The organism is Acidithiobacillus sp. AC3 (assembly GCF_050261095.1).
GTDB lineage: Bacteria > Pseudomonadota > Gammaproteobacteria > Acidithiobacillales > Acidithiobacillaceae > Igneacidithiobacillus > Igneacidithiobacillus copahuensis.
The window spans coordinates 968,701-987,515 of the sequence record NZ_CP189838.1; the positions used below are offsets into that span (position 1 = coordinate 968,701).

Annotated in this window: 16 protein-coding genes and 1 tRNA gene; 14 read left to right on the top strand and 3 right to left on the bottom strand. The window is 61.3% G+C overall.

Annotated elements, in window-relative coordinates:
- Position 1: 1 nt before the first annotated feature.
- From gcvPA to ACQAYK_RS05015, 5 genes are read left to right on the top strand one after another with little or no spacing between them, the layout of a single operon-like run.
- Positions 2-1,351 (top strand): aminomethyl-transferring glycine dehydrogenase subunit GcvPA, encoded by a 1,350-nt coding sequence (gene gcvPA, locus ACQAYK_RS04995; RefSeq protein WP_215871914.1) that lies wholly within the window; start codon positions 2-4, stop codon positions 1,349-1,351.
- On the top strand, positions 1,351-2,769 hold the full coding sequence (gene gcvPB, locus ACQAYK_RS05000; RefSeq protein WP_215871913.1) for an aminomethyl-transferring glycine dehydrogenase subunit GcvPB: 1,419 nt from the start codon (positions 1,351-1,353) through the stop codon (positions 2,767-2,769). The genes gcvPA and gcvPB overlap by 1 nt, the downstream gene beginning before the upstream one ends.
- Positions 2,766-3,677 (top strand): AAA family ATPase, encoded by a 912-nt coding sequence (locus ACQAYK_RS05005; RefSeq protein WP_215871912.1) that lies wholly within the window; start codon positions 2,766-2,768, stop codon positions 3,675-3,677. Before gcvPB ends, ACQAYK_RS05005 begins: the two co-directional genes overlap by 4 nt.
- Positions 3,656-4,627 (top strand): hypothetical protein, encoded by a 972-nt coding sequence (locus ACQAYK_RS05010; protein ID WP_215871911.1) that lies wholly within the window; start codon positions 3,656-3,658, stop codon positions 4,625-4,627. The genes ACQAYK_RS05005 and ACQAYK_RS05010 overlap by 22 nt, the downstream gene beginning before the upstream one ends.
- Positions 4,624-6,606 (top strand): transglutaminase TgpA family protein, encoded by a 1,983-nt coding sequence (locus ACQAYK_RS05015; RefSeq protein ID WP_215871910.1) that lies wholly within the window; start codon positions 4,624-4,626, stop codon positions 6,604-6,606. The genes ACQAYK_RS05010 and ACQAYK_RS05015 overlap by 4 nt, the downstream gene beginning before the upstream one ends.
- On the opposite strand, the gene ACQAYK_RS05020 is transcribed toward ACQAYK_RS05015, so the two are convergent.
- A complete protein-coding gene (locus ACQAYK_RS05020; RefSeq protein ID WP_319643721.1) occupies positions 6,539-8,239 on the bottom strand; it encodes an ABC transporter ATP-binding protein in 1,701 nt (566 codons plus the stop codon). The two genes, ACQAYK_RS05015 and ACQAYK_RS05020, sit on opposite strands and share 68 nt — an antisense overlap.
- A complete protein-coding gene (fdxA, locus tag ACQAYK_RS05025) occupies positions 8,236-8,559 on the bottom strand; it encodes a ferredoxin FdxA (protein ID WP_215871908.1) in 324 nt (107 codons plus the stop codon). Before fdxA ends, ACQAYK_RS05020 begins: the two co-directional genes overlap by 4 nt.
- Before the next feature lie 167 nt (positions 8,560-8,726).
- Here fdxA and ACQAYK_RS05030 point away from each other — a divergent pair.
- From ACQAYK_RS05030 to rdgB, 4 genes are all read left to right on the top strand, one after another.
- Positions 8,727-8,802 (top strand) — tRNA-Glu (locus ACQAYK_RS05030).
- A gap of 73 nt (positions 8,803-8,875) precedes the next feature.
- Positions 8,876-9,595, top strand: coding sequence for a DUF481 domain-containing protein (locus ACQAYK_RS05035; protein WP_226827578.1), 720 nt, complete (start codon positions 8,876-8,878; stop codon positions 9,593-9,595).
- Positions 9,596-9,605: 10 nt separating this feature from the next.
- Positions 9,606-10,340 carry a ribonuclease PH gene (gene rph, locus ACQAYK_RS05040; RefSeq protein WP_215871907.1) on the top strand — a complete coding sequence of 245 codons (735 nt, stop codon included), beginning with the start codon at positions 9,606-9,608 and terminating at the stop codon, positions 10,338-10,340.
- Entirely contained in the window at positions 10,319-10,918 is a 600-nt protein-coding gene (rdgB, locus tag ACQAYK_RS05045) for an RdgB/HAM1 family non-canonical purine NTP pyrophosphatase (RefSeq protein WP_215871906.1), read from the top strand. The genes rph and rdgB overlap by 22 nt, the downstream gene beginning before the upstream one ends.
- A gap of 9 nt (positions 10,919-10,927) precedes the next feature.
- Here the strand turns inward: rdgB and ACQAYK_RS05050 are convergent, their stop codons facing one another.
- On the bottom strand, positions 10,928-11,806 hold the full coding sequence (locus ACQAYK_RS05050; protein WP_215871905.1) for a sigma-70 family RNA polymerase sigma factor: 879 nt from the start codon (positions 11,804-11,806) through the stop codon (positions 10,928-10,930).
- Positions 11,807-12,066: 260 nt separating this feature from the next.
- Here ACQAYK_RS05050 and rpsU point away from each other — a divergent pair, with 260 nt between their 5' ends.
- The 5 genes from rpsU to rpoD all read left to right on the top strand — a co-directional run bounded on the left by rpsU (position 12,067) and on the right by rpoD (position 18,786).
- Positions 12,067-12,282 carry a 30S ribosomal protein S21 gene (gene rpsU / locus ACQAYK_RS05055; protein ID WP_215871904.1) on the top strand — a complete coding sequence of 72 codons (216 nt, stop codon included), beginning with the start codon at positions 12,067-12,069 and terminating at the stop codon, positions 12,280-12,282.
- On the top strand, positions 12,282-12,728 hold the full coding sequence (locus ACQAYK_RS05060) for a GatB/YqeY domain-containing protein (protein WP_215871903.1): 447 nt from the start codon (positions 12,282-12,284) through the stop codon (positions 12,726-12,728). Before rpsU ends, ACQAYK_RS05060 begins: the two co-directional genes overlap by 1 nt.
- Before the next feature lie 2 nt (positions 12,729-12,730).
- Positions 12,731-15,070, top strand: coding sequence for an endonuclease MutS2 (locus tag ACQAYK_RS05065; protein ID WP_215871902.1), 2,340 nt, complete (start codon positions 12,731-12,733; stop codon positions 15,068-15,070).
- A 3-nt stretch (positions 15,071-15,073) separates the two neighbouring features.
- Positions 15,074-16,810 (top strand): DNA primase, encoded by a 1,737-nt coding sequence (gene dnaG, locus ACQAYK_RS05070; protein ID WP_215871901.1) that lies wholly within the window; start codon positions 15,074-15,076, stop codon positions 16,808-16,810.
- Between the two features lie 77 nt (positions 16,811-16,887).
- Positions 16,888-18,786, top strand: coding sequence for an RNA polymerase sigma factor RpoD (gene rpoD / locus ACQAYK_RS05075; RefSeq protein WP_215871900.1), 1,899 nt, complete (start codon positions 16,888-16,890; stop codon positions 18,784-18,786).
- Positions 18,787-18,815 lie beyond the last annotated feature (29 nt).

The following is an 18,815-nucleotide window of genomic DNA, read 5'->3' on the forward strand; positions in this document are numbered from 1 at the left end:
TATGCCGTACATTCCCCACGACAACGCCGAAACGGCGGCGATGCTGGAGGCGATCCGCGTCCCTCGCCTCGAAGATCTCTTTGACGAAATCCCGCCGGCTTTACAGAGCGATGTTTCCGCACTGCCCGAAGGGTGCAGTGAGGCGAGGCTGCGCCGGGAGATGGAAGAACGCGCGGCCGAACAGGCTCCGCTGCGTTGTTTCGCCGGCGCTGGTGCCTATGCACACCATATCCCCGCCATCGTCTGGGAGATCGCCCGACGCGGGGAGTTCTATTCGGCCTATACTCCGTACCAAGCCGAGGCCAGCCAGGGCACCCTGCAGCTTCTCTACGAATTCCAGAGCTTCATGACCCGGCTCACGGGCATGGAGATCAGCAACGCCTCCCTCTACGATGGCGCCTCGGCCCTGGCCGAGGCCTGCCTCATGGCCCTGCGCCTGCGTCCGGCGGCGCGGGAAATCCTCGTCCCTGAGGGGTTGTTGCCACACTGGCGGCGGGTGCTGGATGCGCTGCTGCCGATGCAGGGGATTCGTCTGCGCAGTCTGCCGCAGGATCCGCATAGCGGTCGCCTGCTGCTGCCCGAAGAGAATTTTCCCGAGGCGGCGGCGCTGATTCTGCCGCAGATCAATCGCTTTGGCCTACTGGAAGAGGTCGATGCGCTGGCGCACTGGGCGGAGTCCCACAACCTGCTGCGCATTGCCGTCGTCAACCCGCTGGCCCTGGCCCTACTCAAGGCGCCCGGGGACTGGGGCGAGCAGGGCGCCGATATCGTCGTGGGGGAGGGACAGCCCTTGGGCGTGCCTCTGGCGGCCGGTGGGCCCTACTTTGGCTTTTTGACTTGCCGGCGGGACTACGTGCGGCAACTGCCCGGTCGCCTGGTTGCCAAGACCGTCGACGCAGCAGGCCAGGTCGCCTACTGCCTGACCCTGCAGGCCCGGGAGCAGCATATCCGGCGTGCCGGAGCCACGAGCAACATCTGCACCAACCAGGGCTTGCTGGTGACGGCGGCTACCATTCATCTTGCCACTCTGGGGGCCAACGGCCTGCGCGCCGCGGCTGCGCGCGCGCATCAGCAGGCGCAGCGCCTGCGCGCCCTGCTAGCTAGGCTTCCTGGAGTAGAACTTCCCCACGCCGGGCCGGTGTTCAACGAGTTCGTGTTGCGCCTGCCCCGGCCAGCGCCAAGCGTCCGCGATGGCCTGCTTGCCCATGGGTTTCTTGCGGGGGTGCCGCTGATCGAGCTGAATCCGGCGGATGATCCCCACGATTTGCTGGTGGCCTGCACGGAATTGAGCGAAGACGAGGATCTAGACGGCTACGCAAGCGCGCTCGCTGGCGTACTGGGGGAGATGTGATGGAAGAAACGATTTTTGCTTGCCAACACGAAGAAACGCCGGCGGAACTGGAGCTGGCGATTCCCGCGCATCTGCTGCGCGATGATCTCCCCCTCCCCAATCCCTCCGAACTGGAGGTCTTGCGCCATTACACCCGTCTCAGTCAAAAAAACTTCTCCATCGATACCAATTTTTATCCCTTGGGCTCCTGCACCATGAAGTACAACCCGCGCATCGCCCACGAAGTGGCGACGCTGCCCGGTTTTTCCCGCCTGCATCCAGCGACCCCGGCGGTGGCTGCCCAAGGGTTGCTGCGTAATCTGGCAGAGTTACAGGGCTGGTTAGCGGAGCTGACCGGCATGGCGGCGGTGAGTCTGAGCCCTGCCGCTGGTGCCCAGGGGGAGCTTGCCGGGGTGGCGATGATCCGCGCCTATCATCAGGCGCGCGGCGATACCCAGCGGCAGCGCATGCTCATTCCCCAGGCGGCGCATGGCACCAATCCCGCCAGTGCCCGCATGGCCGGCTTTACGGTCACGGAATTACCCAATCTACCCAATGGAGATCTCGACCTCGATGCCTTGCGCGCGGCCCTGGGTCCGGATGTGGCCGGGATCATGCTCACCAACCCGTCCACACTCGGAGTCTTCGAGCGCCAGATTCAGGAAGTCGCTGCCCTGGTCCATGGCGCCGGTGCCTTGCTCTATTACGATGGTGCCAATCTTAACGCCATCCTGGGCCGGGTGAAGCCCGGCGAGATGGGCTTTGATGTGATGCACCTGAATCTGCACAAGACCTTCGCCACCCCCCATGGCGGAGGTGGGCCTGGCTCCGGGGCGGTGGCGGCGGCATCACGTCTGGCACCCTATCTGCCAGTACCTCGGGTCGTGGGCGAAGCCGGCTCCTATCGCTGGGAGAGCCATGCGGAGCGCCCGGAGAGTATTGGTCAGCTTAGTGCTTATGCTGGCAACATCGGCGTACTCCTGCGCGCCCATGCCTATGTCCGGCGCCTGGGACACGCCGGTTTGCGACGGGTCTCTGCCTATGCGGCCCTCAATGCCAATTATCTGATGCACGGCCTGCGGCGCCAGGGCTATACCGTGGCCTTTGCCGAGCGACGCGCTACGCATGAGTTCATCATTTCTGTGCAGGACCTACACAAGGCCAGCGCGGTGCGGGCCCTGGATGTCGCCAAGCGTCTGCTCGATTTTGGTATCCACGCGCCGACCATCTACTTCCCTCAGTTGGTACCGGAATGCCTGCTCATCGAGCCCACGGAAACCGAAAGCAAGGCAAGCCTGGATCGCTTCCTGGAAGTGATGGCGCAGATTCGTCGGGAGGCGCTGGAGGAACCCGAGCTTCTGCGTAACGCACCGCATGATCTGCCGGTGCGGCGCGTCGACGAAACCCTGGCGGCCCGGCGCCTGCAGGTCGCGGAGTGACGGAAACGAGCCCCGCTGCGCTGCTGCGGCAGCTCGCACAGATCGTTCTCGACAAAGAACCCCAGATCCGTCTGGTGCTTACTGCCCTGATTGCGGGCGGACATGTGCTTCTGGAAGACTTGCCCGGACTGGGCAAAACCACCCTGGCCCTGGGGCTCGCACGCTCGCTGAATCTCGCCTTTGCGCGCCTGCAGATGACGGCAGATACGCTGCCGGGGGATATTCTCGGCAGCAGTTTCTACGATCCCGCGCAGCAGGCCTTCGTCTTTCGCCGCGGCCCCATTTTTCACTCTCTATTGCTCATCGACGAGATCAATCGCGCCCCACCGCGGGCGCAGTCGGCCCTCATGGAGGCTATGGCCGAGGGACAAGTCTCCCTGGAAGGGGCGAGTCATCCCTTGCCCAACCCGTTTTTCGTCATTGCCACCCAGAACCCGCAAGAGTTTGATGGGGTATTTCCCTTGCCAGAAAACCAGTTGGATCGGTTTTTGTTGTCGCTCTCTCTTGGGTACCCAAGTCGGATGGCAGAAGAACGTCTACTGCAGGGGGAGGCCCTTGCGCCAGAGGCAGTGCCAGCCCTGGCAACGGAGGCGACCTTGCTGGACTGGCAAAGAAGCGCACGACAAGTCTTCCTGAGCCCTGAGATTCGCGCCATGTTGCTTGACCTCGCCGAGTATAGCCGCCGGGAAAGCAGCCTGCGCTTTGGTGTTTCCCCCCGTGGGCTCTTGGCTTTACAGGCAGCGCTGCGGGGCTGGGCCTTTTTGCAGCAGCGGGATTTTGTCGCGCCGGAAGATCTCCCGGCCGTAGCCCCCGCGGTATTGGGACACCGTCTGCGCTGGCGTGATCCTGGCGAACCGCGTGTCCAGCTGGCAGGACTGTTGAAACAATGCTGGGGTTTGGGCGGGTAAAACGGCGGGAGGTAAAACTCTCCCGCGCGGGCAAACTCTTTGTGGCATTCACCTTGGCAGTAGGCTTTGCCGCCGTGAATACCGGCAACAACATGCTGTTTCTACTGGTGTCGATGATGCTGGCGCTGATGATTCTGTCGGGTCTTGCGGCCTTACTGAATCTCCGCGCTCTGGACGTTTCCCTGCTTCCGGGACAATTGTTGACGGTGGATGAACCGGGACAGCTTCGCTTCCGAATCGTCAATCCGCATCCCTGGACGGTCTGGTTGCTGGAGCTGCGTCTGCCCCCGGCGCACGGGCAAATCGCCAGACTGCCTGGGCGCGGTAGCAGCGAGCTGGTCCTGACTTGGTGCCCAGAGCAGCGCGGGCCGCTGCTCCTGCCGCAGCTCTTGCTCGGGTCCTCGTTTCCGTTTGCCTTCGTCTGGCGCGGGCAGCAGATCGATCTTCCCGATGCCGATGCTCCCTGGGTCGCCCCCGCTGCCGCGGACAGCTACGCCTCGGTGGCGCCAGACCGGGATACGGAAGCCCGCGCGCAGCACGAGCAGTGGCAGGGAAGCGGCGAGGTGATTGCCCTGCGCCGGCGTTTGCCCAACGAGAGCCTCAACCGCGTCTATTGGCGGCGCAGTGATTGGCGGGGCGGTTTTCTCCTGCCGCCGGCATTGCCGGTCCTGCAACGTGAGGAAGAAGAGAGCAGCGTTGTGGTCTTCGATTATCATGCGCCAGAACTGCAAGACCGCGACCATGAACAGCGTCTTTCCGCGCTGCGTGCCGGGCTGGAACGCGCACAGTCGCAGCCTATGCGCTGGCGCCTTCTGCTGCCGTCCGGAACCTGGCAGGGACGTGGCCCCAGTGGCTACCGAGAGGCATTGTGGGCGCTGGCACGGCTGGCGCCGTTTCCGATCTTGTCCATCATTGCAAAAAAACGGCGGCGCTGGCGGTTTTGGCAATGAAGATGCCAACTCTCATCCCCACCTTGCTCTTGATGATTGGCGCGATCCTCTTTCTCGCCCTGGAGCATCTTGCCTGGCAATGGCCGACTCTACTTTGGGTCTTGGCCGAACTTTGGGTGATTCTGCGGGGCGGTGCGTTGCCGTTTGCCACATTGAAGGGTGGCACGCGTTTTCTGATCACCATCGCGCTCCTCTCGCTGGCAATTTTTACTGCGGGCTGGGGCAACTGGCTGGAAATGGGTGCAGCGGCCCTCTATGTGCTCCTCGCCGTCAAGACCCTGGAGCTACGGGGTACCCGAGACCTATTTCAGATTGCTGCACTGCTGTTGCTGGGTATGGGGCTCGCGGCCTGGGTCCGGGTGGATCTCGCCCTGGGGATCTATTTCCTGCTCGAACTGTTCCTGTTGCTGCTGGCGTTACTCTGGCAGGGGTTTCTCGATGCCCGGCGGGAAGAGGGAAGAGCGGTGGCGAGCGCCGATCTACTCCGCCTCCTGCTTTTTTCCGTCCTCTTTCTGCTTCTTCTTTTGCCGATCATGGGGCTGTTCTTTCTCTTGCTGCCGCGCACGCCTACACCGCTGTGGCATTGGGGAGGCGGTATCGGGGCTGCAGCCAGCGGCTTCTCGCCCAGCCTTGATCCGGCGCATATCCAGTCACTGCAACTTGATCCTGCCGTCGCCTTTCGCGCCCAGATCCAGGGGCCGTCTTTGCCTGCCGAGCAGATGTATTGGATGGGGGCAATTCTCTGGCAGGACGATGGTGGCGTCCGCTGGCAGCCCGGTCCTGCACTCGGCATGGATTGCCGGAATACCGGGCAAGCCGTGTGGCAGCAGAAAATCCTCCTTAGCCCCGGTCATCATGACTACCTCTTTGCCCTGAGCAATCCACTGCGTTTCGCCAGTCCTCTGCCGCTTCAGCAAAACGCCTCTGGTATCCGCCTGCAGAGCGCGCAGGATGGTGCCTTGCGCTACGATGCCTGGTCGGCCAGATCCGACCACTGTATTTCCCCAGCGCAACGGCAGGCAGCCTTGCAAGTCCCTGCCCAGATCGATCCGCAGATCCTGCGCCTGGCCAAACGCCTGCGCGGCGATACCCCGGAACAGACAGCGCAAAGGATCATGACTTGGCTGCGTGGTCCTTCTTTCCATTACAGCCTGCAGGCCCCAGCGGCCTATCCCCAGGGGCAAAGTCTGGCCGACTTTCTTCTGCACAGCCACACCGGCTTCTGTGAATATTATGCGGCAGGTCTCGCCACGTTGCTGCGCCTGGATGGTGTGCCCGCCCGGGTGGTGGTCGGCTACCACGGGGGGCAGTATGACGCATACGGTGATTTTTGGGTGGTGCGGCAAAGCATGGCGCATGCCTGGGTACAGGCCTGGTTGCATGGCGAGTGGGTCTTGCTCGATGCCACACCTGCTGCCAGCGGGGGAGAGGCAAGGGGAGACGGCATTGCCACGGCCGGGGAGCAATTATCGACTGGCGGACAGCTCTGGAGCTGGCTGCAGTGGGAATGGCTGAACTGGGTGATCAACTTCAGTCCCGCCAAACAGCGGGAGGCCTGGGTGGCTGCCGGTAGCCTGCTGCAGGGAGGGACCCAGGAGCGCCACTCAGCGGCACTGGACCTGCATCAGCAATGGTCTGCTACCTGGCTCTGGTATCTATTGCTGCCGCTGTTCGTCGGACTGTTCTGGTGGTGGCGACGCACGCGCAGCCTGGAGAACGATTCCGCCGCGCGCTACCGGCGGCGGGTGATTCGCCTGCTGCAACGCAGGGGATTGCGTGATCTCCGCCCGGGGCAGGAGGCGATCTGGTTGCAGCACTTGCCCCTGGCGGAACCCGAGTGCGATAAACTGTATGCGGCAATTCTCCGGCAGCGCTATGGCCGTCATCCCGACGCTGCTGGTGAGCAGGAGCTCAGGTACTGGCTGCGCAAGGTACCGCGCTGGCGCCGGAGAGAATACGCCCGCGCTCCAGGCGAATGACCTGGTCTGCCAGCGTCAGGCTGGCCTCCCGATGCGCCGCGACAATGATGGTTATCCTGCCGCGCAAGTTCGCCAGGGTGTCCAGGATGCGTTGCTCGCTCTCGCTATCGAGGGCACTGGTCGCCTCATCGAGCACCAGAAAGGGCCGTCGCTGGTACAGGGCGCGGGCAATCGCCAAACGCTGGCGCTGGCCGCCGGAGAAGTTGCTGCCATGTCCGTGCACCGCCGTATCCAGGCCGCCGGCGTCCTGCAAAAACTCCCAGCAGTGCGCAGCGCGTGCGACATCTTCCGCCCGCTTACGATCCGCCTGGGGATCGGCATAGGCGATATTCTCCAATACGGTGCCGGAAAACAGCAAGGGCTCTTGCGCCACATAGGCAAAATGCTGGCGATAGCTACGTAGGGAAAATTCGCGGGCGGGCCGCTCGCCAATCCAGATCTCTCCGGCATCGGCCGGCAGCAATCCCAGGATGACCCGTAGCAGACTGGTTTTGCCGCTGCCACTGGCGCCCGCAATGGCGGTGAAACTGCCAGCAGGGATCACGATGTCGAGGTCCTGCAGTACCGTTTCACCGCCATAGCGCAGGCGCAGATCGCCGCAGCGCCAGGACCCCGCACTTGTCTGCGGGGCTTGCTCCGTGGCGCTTGTCGTCTCGGCTTCCTGGTCCAGCCAGTGAAACAGTCGGTCTGCGGCGGATAGCCCCTGCTGCAACTGATTGTTGGCGGAGGAGAGCTGACGCAGCGGCTCGTAGACCATGGCCAGGGCGGTAAGAAAGGCAAAGAAAGCGCCCGTTGTCATCGCCCCGCTCACCACCTGATGACCGCCGAGATAGATGGTAACGGCAATGCCAAGGGCGGCAATCAGCTCCATCACCGGCGTGCTGGCTTTTTGGATACGGACGATGCGCATCATCAGTTGGTAGTAGATCTGCGCCAGTCCCGCAAAGCGCCGCGCCTCGAAGTCTTCAGTTCCTTGGCTCTTGATGACCTCCACCCCGCGCAGGCTCTCGGCAAACTGACCCAGGATGTCGCCCATCTGCTCCTGCTGTTCATGCCCGCGGCGCCGCAGACTCTGCCCAAAGCGAATCAATGGATAGAAGGCCAGGGGCAGGGTGCCGAGGCTGATCAGTGCCAGCGACCAGCTCATATAAAAAGCGACGCCGATGAGGGCGAGGATCTGCACGCCGGCGAGAAAAAAACGGGCGAGTACGGAAAGGCTCTGCTGCAGCAGGGTCAGATCCAGACTCATGCGTGACAGGGTGCTACCCTGGCTTTGTTGCAGCAGGGCCGGCAAGGGCAGGCGGAGGGTGTGGGCGTAGAGCTGCTCGCGCAGCTGGCGCAGGATGTTTTCCTCCATGCGCGCCAGAATCACCCCACCGGAGTAGTCAGAAAACCCCTTGATAGCATAGATGGCGATGACCAGTAGCGGCAGCCACAGCAACATCGCCGCTTGGCGGTCGATGAAGATATGGTCGAGTATGGGTTTGACGACATAGGCGCTCGCACCACTGGCGAGGCCCGAGAGGGTCATGAAAAACAGCGCCGTGGCGATGGAACCGCGATAGGGCTGGAAAAACTGCAAAAACCGCCGGAAATTGGCGGAGCGCAGCCAACTCCGCCGCTGACCTTTCACTCTTCGAGCAGGGCCCGCTTGTCCTGCACCTGTGCCCATTCGTCGGCATCGGCGGGGGCATCCTTCTTTTGGATGATGGCCGGCCAAGCCTTCGCCAGACGGGCGTTGATGGCAATGAACTCCTCCTGGCCCTCGGGCAAATCATCGTCGCGAAAGATGGCCGCTGCCGGACACTCGGGCTCACAGAGCGTACAGTCAATGCACTCATCAGGGTCGATGACCAGGAAATTGGGTCCTTCGCGAAAACAATCCACGGGACACACGTCCACACAATCCGTGTATTTACATTTGATGCACGACTCGGTAACCACGTAGGTCATAGACAAGGGCTCCTGATTCTATAATGGGCTATGCCACGAATAGCCGCATATTCTATCCTACGCGCTGGCATTTTGCCTACTGCATGAACTTCGTTCAGCTCTGTGCGCCGCTTGCACAAGGTCTCGGAGATGGTGTATCTTTTACGCCTCTTGAATTTGAGGCCATCGCTCCCATCGTCTAGTGGCCTAGGACACCGGCCTCTCACGTCGGTAACAGGGGTTCGAACCCCCTTGGGAGCGCCAAAACAAGGTTCTTTTGGTATCTCGCGCCAAACATGCTAGGGTTCTTTCGGTATTTGGCCAGGTGGAGGGAATCTTGCGAAAAATTGCGCTGTCGATTCTAACGATATCGGTTTTGAGTACCCCGGCGTTGGCTTGGGCCGCGTCGCAGCCGCAGGGATTCAGCGGCAATGTCGGCCTAGGATTCAGCAACAGTACCGGTACCAGTCAGGCTCTCAGCATCAATACGGAAGATGCTCTGAATTGGCTGCGGGGACCGTGGTCCAACGATACTTCCTTCGCCTACAATTATGCCCGCAATAGTGGCGTGGTTTCTGCCGATCGTTTGGCGGTGAGTAACAGTACCAAATACCGCTGGCGAAAAAATACCTACGCATATGGCACGCTGGATTACGTGCGCAACCATTTCGACGGCTATTTTTACCGCGTCGATGAATTTGCCGGTATCGGTCATTATCTGTATCCAGACGAGAACATGCGGTTGGCCCTGCAGGCCGGTGTGGGTGCCCGGGAGTCGCATCGCATCGGCTATGCCGCCGTCATCAACCCCAGCGCCCAGCTTGCCGCCAAGTATCGTTGGCAGATCAGTAAGGGTGCGCTTTTGACCGAGGATCTGGAGGCGGTGCTGGTGGAGGGGGGTGCCAACACCTACCAGTCACTTCTGGGTCTGAATACTCCCCTGGTGGGCGCTCTGGGCATGCGCTTTTCTTTTTTGGCGACTTACAATACCCAGGTGCCCGTCGGCTACAAGGCACTCAATACGCTGACTGCGGTCAATCTGGTTTACCATTTCTGAGGGAGAAGCTATGCGTCATTCTGGTCGCGCCGGCGATGAATTACGCCCACTGCATGCTGAAAGAGGCTACACCAAGCACGCCGAGGGTTCCGTACTGATCGGTTTTGGCGATACTCGTGTCTTGTGTACGGCGACCGTCGAAGAAAAAACCGCGCCGTTTCTGCGCGGTTCCGGGCAGGGCTGGATTACCGCGGAATACAGCATGCTCCCGCGGGCGACGCATACCCGTATTTCCCGAGAGGCTGCCAAGGGCAAGATTGGTGGGCGCACCCATGAAATTCAACGACTCATTGGCCGTAGCCTGCGCGCAGCGATCGACCTCAAGGCCCTGGGGGAGCGCACGATCTGGCTGGACTGTGACGTCCTGCAGGCCGATGGTGGTACCCGCACTGCCAGCATCACGGGCGCCTGCCTTGCCTTGGCCGAGGCCATCGACGGTCTCTTGCAGCGCGGCGTCCTGACTACCAGTCCTTGGCGTCATTGGGTAGCTGCGGTATCCGTGGGTATCGTGGCGGGAGACGCCGTGCTCGATCTCGACTATGCGGAAGACAGCTCGGCCGAGGTCGATCTGAATCTGGTCATGACCGATACCGGACACTTTGTCGAATTGCAGGGTACCGCCGAGGGAGACCCGTTTTCTGCCGGGCAGATGGCAGACATGCTGCTTCTCGGGCGCAAGGGGATTGACGAAATCATTGCCTTCCAGCAACAGGTGTTTCCCGCTTGGTCGGTACCGGCACGCTAGTACTGGCGTCCCGCAACGCCGGCAAACGGCGGGAGCTGGAGCCGGCCTTTGCGGCCCTTGGTTTGCGCCTGCTCGACCTGGAGCAGTTGCAGATCGAGAGTCCGGAAGAAACAGCATCGACTTTCCTGGAAAATTCCTTGTGCAAGGCACGGCACACTGCCCAACACTGCAATCACTGGGTGCTCGCCGAGGATTCGGGGCTCTGTGTTCCGGCGCTCGATGGTGCGCCCGGAGTACGCTCTGCCCGCTTCGCTGGCGATAGCGCCTCCGATCGGGAGAATAACGAATTACTACTGCAACGCATGCAGGACCTAAGCGCCAAGCAGCGCGATGCGTATTTTTTGTGCGTGATGGTGTTGTTGCGCGGCCCAGAGGATCCCGATCCGCTGTTTGCTCGCGGCATCTGGCAGGGAGAGATTGCCGCCAAGATGCAAGGGGAGGGTGGCTTTGGTTACGACCCCATCTTTCTGCCCCGTGGTGCAGCGGGGCGCAGCGCAGCGCAATTATCGCTGCAAGAGAAACAAGCCTGTAGTCATCGCGGGCAAGCCCTACGGAAGCTGTTCGCGGAAATGCAGTAGAGCGTTGGTTTAGGACGTCTCGTCTTCCCAGCCGCCATCTACGAGCAATTGCCGCAATTTCCCGAGAGCGCGGACCTGCAACTGGCGCACTGCTTCGCGACTGACGCCAAGGCGTTCGGCCACTGCTTCCAGGGTCATCGGGCTGTCACCGTGCAGGCCAAAGCGATAGATCATCACCTCGCGCTGCTTGGCATTGAGCTCCGACAAGAATCCGCGAAGGGCCCGCGCGCAGGATTCGCGGTCGTATTCCTGGCAAGGGGAGGCCATCACCCCCATGATCTGATCGATCCGGTGGAATCCCTCCTGCGTTTCCTCGTCGAGAGAGGAAACCCGGATATCGGCAAATTCCAGGGCGCGCACGGTACTCTCGCGCACGCCCAAGGCCTCCACGCGTTTTTGCCGGATCTCGTCGCTATTGCTCAACGCGCTCTCGTCTTCCCTTTGTGTGTGAGCATGCAGCGATTTTGCTAGATAATCAGGGAGGCGAATGAAGCGCGAGCGAATCAGGGCCCGTTGCATGGCTTCGCGAATCCACCAGGTAGCATAACTGGAAAAACGCGTACCGAGGCCCTCCCGATAACGTTCGGCGGCCCGCATCAGACCCATGTAGCCTTCCTGAAAAAGATCCTCTTGGCTAAGGCCCTTGTTCCGGTAGCTGCGGGCAATGGAGCGGACCAGCGGCATGTGTGCGGCGATGAGCGATGCGCGGGCGCTGTCATCGCCTCGGCGCAGCCGCTGGATCAGGCTGGCCTCCTGCTGCGCACTGAGAAATGGGCCGGACTCGGCGATGGTGTCCACCGGGATTTCCGGCGCTGCCGCTTGGGGCAGATCCGGTATCTCCGGGGCAAACTTCGATGCAGTTTTCTTCGCGCTGTGGGTCTTTGGCATACAATCTCCGAGATGGTTACCGATCCTGTAGAACCGAGTTCAACATTGTCAGCTAATATCCTAATTCGACGAAGTTTCTTTCACGGTGTATTAGGAACCTCTGGCGTAGTCATGTCAAGAAACTGTTGCGCCTGTAACAATAGTGTGTTGCGCTTTGGATGATAGTAATGAATCTGCGGCTATGTTTTGACTCATCATCTACGAGCGGGTATCCTTCTGCGCCTCTAGACCAGACCTTTTTTGGAGAGGACCAGCTTTTCATGCCAACCATTCGCGTCAAAGAAAATGAACCTTTCGAAGTTGCCCTGCGCCGATTCAAGCGCTCTTGCGAGAAAGCCGGTGTGCTGACGGAAGTTCGTCGTCGTGAGTTTTACGAAAAGCCCACCGAAGAGCGCAAGCGCAAGGCCGCGGCAGCGCGCAAGCGGTCTCTCAAGCGGATGCGGCGGCAGCAGATGCGTTTGGTGCGGATGTACTGATGTCCCTGCGCGAGCAGATTCAGGAAGACATGAAGGCGGCGATGCGCGCCCGAGATACGGAGCGCCTCGGGACCATTCGTATGCTGCTTGCCGCTATCAAACAACGGGAAGTCGACGAGCGTCGGGAACAGACCGACGTCGATGTCCTGGCGGTGGTCGAAAAACTGATCAAGCAGCGCAAGGAATCTGCGCGTCAGTTCCGGGAAGGCGGCCGTCCCGAACTGGCAGAGAAGGAAGAGGCCGAGATTGTCTTTTTGCAACCTTACCTGCCTGCAGCCCTCAGTGACGCCGAAATCGATGCGCTGATCCGCGCCGCGGTCACCGAGAGCGCTGCCCAAGGGCCGCGCGACATGGGCAAAGTACTAGGTATCTTGCGCCCACAGGTACAGGGCCGCGTTGACATGGCGGTCCTTTCCGAAAAGGTCAAGGCACAACTCAGCACCTGAATATGGAGTCGGGGATCGCTGCGCCCGGGAGTCCCGACGCGCTGCGGCTGGCAGCGCAGAACGCCCTGGAGTTACCCCTCCTCCGCCAGCACTGGCTCGACCGCTGCGCCCATATCTATGCTAGGCGCTATGTCTCGAGCCTAAATCCCGCGGTCTCTGCGCAAGAAATCCGCCAGCGTCTGGAACGCAGCGCGGCCCTACAACAGCGGCTTGCCGATACGCCGGGGATGCCGGCCGCGGAACTTCCGGATATCACGGATCTTGTCCTGCTCGCTAGTCGTCCCGCCGCTGTTCTGACCGGGATGGAACTGGTGCGGGTGCGCCGGGTCCTCGAACTGGCGGCGGAGTATGCCCGTTTTCTCACGGCTGCAGAGGATATTCTCAGCAGCGACGCGGAACTCCTGGCGCCGAATGGCGTTCTTCTCGGCCGGCTCCAGAGTGGACTCGATGTGGATGGCGTCTTGCTGGATAGCGCCAGCCCGGAACTTGCACGCCTTCGTCAACAACTGCGGATACAGCGCGCGCAGGTGCAACAGCAGCTGAAGGGATTGCTGCAGGAACGGGAGCGGCGGGACATCTGGCAGGATCCGCACGTAGTACAACGCGGCGGACGTTTTCTGTTACCGGTCAAGGCCAACTTCAAGGGGCGTTTGCGCGGCATTGTGCACGACCGCTCGGCGAGCGGTGAGACGCTCTTCATCGAACCGCTGGCGGTGGTAGAGCAGAATAATCTGCTGGTCGAATTAGAAGCGGCACAGCGTCAGGAAGAGGAGCGTATCCTGCGCTCCCTCACCACCCTGCTGGGGAGTGAGGCGGAGCGGCTGCAGCTCGCTCTCCAACGCATGGGGCGCCTGGAGGCCGTCCGCGCTGGGCTGGAGCTCGGTGCGGTCTGGGACGGAACCATCCCGCTGCTGCGCGACTCGCCGTCCTTTTGTCTGCGCGCCCTGCGCCATCCCCTGCTGGTGCTGCGGCACGGCAGCGCGGTCGTGGCCAACGACCTCGCGCTGGGTAGCGAAGTCAAGCAGCTTCTGATTACTGGGCCCAATACCGGCGGCAAAAGTGCCTTGCTCAAGGCAGTCGGGCTGGTGCATCTGGCAGGATATCTCGGCTTGCCCATCCCGGCGGAGGGTGAGCTGGGATATTTTTCTTCCCTTTATGCCGTTATTGGCGATGCCCAGGACCTGCAGGCCGATCTCTCCAGTTTTTCCGGGCAGATGCGGCAGGTGCGCGACCTTCTTGCGCAGGCGACCTCGAACAGCCTGATACTCCTGGACGAACTGGGTAATGGCACCGATCCGCGCGAGGGTGCGGCGTTGGCCCAGGCCGTGGCCGCCAGTCTGCGCGACCGTGGCGTGGTCACCATTCTCACCAGTCATATGGCGGTGCTCAAGCGCTATGCCTTGCGCGAGGACGGAGTGCTCTTGGGTGGCATGGGTTTTGACATCGAGCAGCTGCGGCCGACCTATCGCCTGCAGTTGGGGCGTGCCGGCGCGAGTCAGGGCCTGCTGATCGCGCGTAAGATCGGTCTGCCAGATCCAGTCATGGCTCTGGCGGACGCAATTCACGCTGGCGAACAGGAACATTGGGAGAGCTGGGAGGACCGTCGTGACGCCCTGCTGCGCGCCGCTGAAGAGCAGGCAGCCCGGGCGCAGGCAGCCGCCGAGGAGCAGGATCGTTTGCGTGCGCAATTGCGCAGAGAGGCAGAAAAGGCAGCGGCCCTGCGTTTACGCGCGGAGGACGAGGCGCGTCAGGAATGGCAAAAAATGCTTGCCGAAGCGCGCTCGCAGGTGCGCGCCGCCATTGCCGGGCTCAAGCAAGGGCGCGATACCCAGGCGGCATCGGTTACTCTCGACCGACTCGACCAGCAGCTTGCTTCGCCATCTTCGGAAGCGCAGGCGCTGCCGGCTCCGGGAACCCGCGGTCTGTTCCTGCCGCTGCGGCAGGTGGTGGAGGTACGGCGTCTGGACGCAAGCGGGCAGCGCCTTCAGGTCGATCTGCGCGGCAAGCAGTTGTGGATTCCTCTCCAGCAGTTCCAGCCGGACGAAAAACTTGCCCTGCCGAAAGAACAGGGGCGTAGCCAGTATGTTGCGCCGGAGGAGCATCCCTGGCGCCTCGATCTCCGGGGTCAACGGCGTGATGTTGCCGAAGCGGCCTTGTTACGCCATCTCGATGCTGCGGTAGCGGCTGGACGCAGTCAGGTGGAAGTGCTGCATGGCAAGGGCAACGGCGTCCTTGCCGAACTGGTACGCGAATTTGCCGAGCAGGATCCGCGGGTAGTGGCATGGCGCATGGCCCGCCCCGAGCATGGCGGTGGCGGCGTGTCGGAATTGGAACTACGCTGAAACATGGCCCGTTACTCCCGGCAAGTCATTGACAGTGTTATCGAGCGCACCGATCTGGTCCGCCTGATCGATGCTCGCGTCACTCTCAAGAAAAAGGGCAAGGATTATTGGGCCTGCTGTCCTTTTCATCACGAAAAAACCGCATCCTTTTCGGTCAGTTCCGACAAGCAGATTTATTACTGCTTTGGCTGTCACGTACACGGCAATGCCCTCGATTTTCTCATGGCCTACGAGCGCCTCAGTTTCGTGGAGGCGTTGGAAATGCTTGCCGATCAGGCTGGCATAGAGCTGCCAAGGGACCAGCAGGCGGCAGGGCCAGACCGGCGACTACCGGCTTTGCGGGATATGTTGGAGCGGAGTCTGGAAGTGTATCGGCAGGCTCTGGCGCAGGCACCCCAGGCGCAGCAGTACTGGCAATCGCGTGGGGTAAGTGGCCAGACTATCGAGGACTTTGGCCTTGGCTACGCGCCGGAAGGGCAGCGCATCCTGGGACAGTTGGGAAAATCGCCAGAGGATCGCGAGCTGCTGGTCGACGCCGGTATTTTGGGGAGGGCTGATGACGGGCGGCTCTATGAGCGTTTCCGTGGCCGCGTCATCTTTGCCATTCGCGATGGTCGCGGGCGCCTTTGTGGTCTGGCCGGGCGCAGTATCGACGGTCGCGAACCCAAGTATCTCAATTCCCCCGAGACCTCGCTCTACCACAAAGCGCAAGTCCTGTTTGCCCTGGATCGCGCGCGCGCGGGGATTCGTCGCACGGGGAAGGTGCTCTTGGTCGAGGGCTATCTGGATGTCATTACCCTGCACCAATCGGGAATTGATAATGCCGTGGCGGCGAGTGGCACAGCGCTCGGTGAAACCCAGTTGGAGACCCTGTTTCGTGCCAGCAGCGAAGTGATTCTCTGTTTTGATGGGGATCGTGCTGGCAGAGCCGCAGCGCAGCGAGCCGTAGCCCTCAGCCCGACGCACCTGCGCCCCGGTCGTTTGCTCCGGGTACTCTTTCTGCCCGAGGGGGAAGATCCGGATTCTCTCCTGCGGCATCAAGGTGCCGAGGTCTTTACCCAGCTTCTCGCCGGTGCTCGGCCTGCGGTCGATGTCTTTCTGGAGTTTCTGGCGACAGAATATGATCTGCAGCAGGGAGATGAGTTGGCGCAGTACCGGCGCCAGGCCCGTGATTTCCTCGACAAGCTCGCCGACCCGGATCTGCGCGAGGTGTACCGACAACGCTTGCAACTGGCGTCGGATGTGCCGCAGGTGACCCCCGGGGGCCGTTCGCCGGTGCTGGCCCGGAAGTCGACGAGCTGGCGCGGTGAGTGGGCCCGCTGCCTAGCCCTCTTTTTGCGCAATCCTGCGGCGCCTGCCTGGGCGGCCCTCGATCGTGAGCTTTTGCAACGTTTTGCCGGCGAGCGCGCAGAGCTCGCCGCCCTCGCTCGCGCCCTTGAAATTTCTGCCAGTATCACCCATCTAAGTAGCCAGGCGTTGTGTTTGGCATTGGCCGAGGAACCCGATGGTGAGCGCTATTTGTCCCTGGCAATGACGGGCGATAGCGAGGCGGAGGTGGCAGAGGGGTTGGAAATTGAAAAAACGTTGGCGCGGGCGAATGCAGAATTGCGGCGTCTGCGCAGCCTGTCGCTCGGTAAGCTCGGCGATCGCGCCGGAATTGGTGCCCTGAGCGCCGAGGAGCGCGCAGAGCTGCGGCAACATCTACAACAGAAACGCGGGATAAAGACCGCGAGGAGCTAGGAAACCATGCCTGGCATCTTTTCATCTGCCTTGGTTTTTTTCTATAATGGGCGGCTATGCGTGCCGTTGGATCCTCTATGACAGACAACGAAACTTCTTTGGATGCAGAATCCCAGCGTTCCGAACTCAAGGCCCTGATTGCACGGGGCAAAGAGCAGGGATATCTGACCTATCGCGAGATCAATGATCTTCTGCCGGAGGAAATCTTCGATCCGGAGCAGATGGAAAACGTCATTTCCATGATCAACGACATGGGGATCGAGGTTTTTGAAGAAGCCCCGGAAGATGATGGCCTTCTCCTCGGCGATAGTGAGGGCGGGGCGGTTATCGCCTCGCAGGAAGTGGAAGAGGCGGCGGAAGAAGCCCTGGCGGTGGTGGAGGCCGACATTGGCCGCACCAGCGATCCCGTGCGCATGTACATGCGCGAGATGGGCAGTGTCGAACTTCTCACCCGCGAAGGCGAGATTGAAATCGCCCGCCGCATCGAAGATGGACTTCTTCAGGTGTTACGTGCGGTATCCACCTGTCCCACCACGATCGCTTTGCTTCTGGAGGCAGCGGAACGGGTGGAACGTGGGGAGCTGCGCCTCGATGAAGTCGTCGATGCCTTCATTGACCCCAACGCCATCGAAGAAAGTGCCGAGGCCGAAGACGAAGACCTCCGTCTGGAGACCGGTGACGAGAGCGTCGACGAGCAGGATGACGAGGACGAAGAGGACGGTGGCTTGTCTGCGGCAGATAAAGGACCGCAGATGGAAGAAGCCTTGGAACGCTTTGCCGCGATTCGTGCCGATTACGAAGTATTGATGGCGTTGCGAGCAAAAGGTGCAGGGCGCAGTGCCGAATATCAGGAGCAACGTCAGGTGCTGGCGGCGCGCTTCTTGGAAATCAAGCTCAATGTGCGGCAGATTGACTTCATGGCCGACGCCTTGCGCGCCCTCACCGAAGAGGTGAGGCAAGCCGAGCGCAGGGTCATGCATCTGTGCATCGAACGCGCCGGATACCCGCGTAAGGACTTCGTGCGGAGTTTTCCCGGACGAGAGAGCGATCCCACCTGGCTGGATGAGCAGATTGCCGTGGGCAAGGGCTTCTCCACCAAGTTGCAGGCTATGCGGGAGGATATCCTTGCCGTCATGCAGCGCATGGGCAACATCGAGGATCGGGCTGGCTTGCCTATTGCCGAAATCAAAGAGGCCAGTCGGCTGATGTCCATTGGTGAGGCCAAGGCCCGCCGGGCCAAGAAGGAGATGGTCGAGGCTAACCTGCGTCTGGTCATTTCCATTGCCAAGAAGTACACCAACCGTGGCTTGCAGTTCCTCGATCTGATTCAGGAAGGCAACATCGGTCTGATGAAGGCGGTCGATAAATTTGAGTACCGTCGCGGCTACAAGTTTTCTACCTATGCTACCTGGTGGATTCGCCAGGCGATCACCCGTTCGATTGCCGATCAGGCGCGCACCATCCGCATCCCGGTGCACATGATCGAGACCATCAATAAACTGAACCGCATCAGTCGGCAGATGTTGCAGGAAATGGGGCGTGAGCCGAGCCCGGAAGAGCTTGCCGAGCGCATGGAAATGCCGGAAGACAAGATCCGCAAGGTGCTCAAGATCGCCAAGGAGCCCATTTCCATGGAGACCCCGATTGGGGACGACGAGGATTCGCACCTAGGTGACTTCATCGAAGACCGCAATGTCCCGGCACCAACGGATTCCGCAATCCATGCAGCCATTCGGGAAGTGGTGGAAGAGCTTCTCGACAACGGCCTCACTGCGCGCGAGGCGAAGGTATTGCGGATGCGTTTTGGCATCGGCATGAATACCGACCACACGCTGGAAGAAGTCGGTAAGCAGTTTGACGTCACGCGTGAGCGTATTCGGCAGATCGAGGCCAAGGCCCTGCGCAAGCTGCGCCATCCCTCGCGCTCCGATCGCCTCAAAAGTTTTGTGGATGGTGAAGTTACCATCCTCAACTGATGTTTTTATGCGCCCCTCCGGCGAGGAGC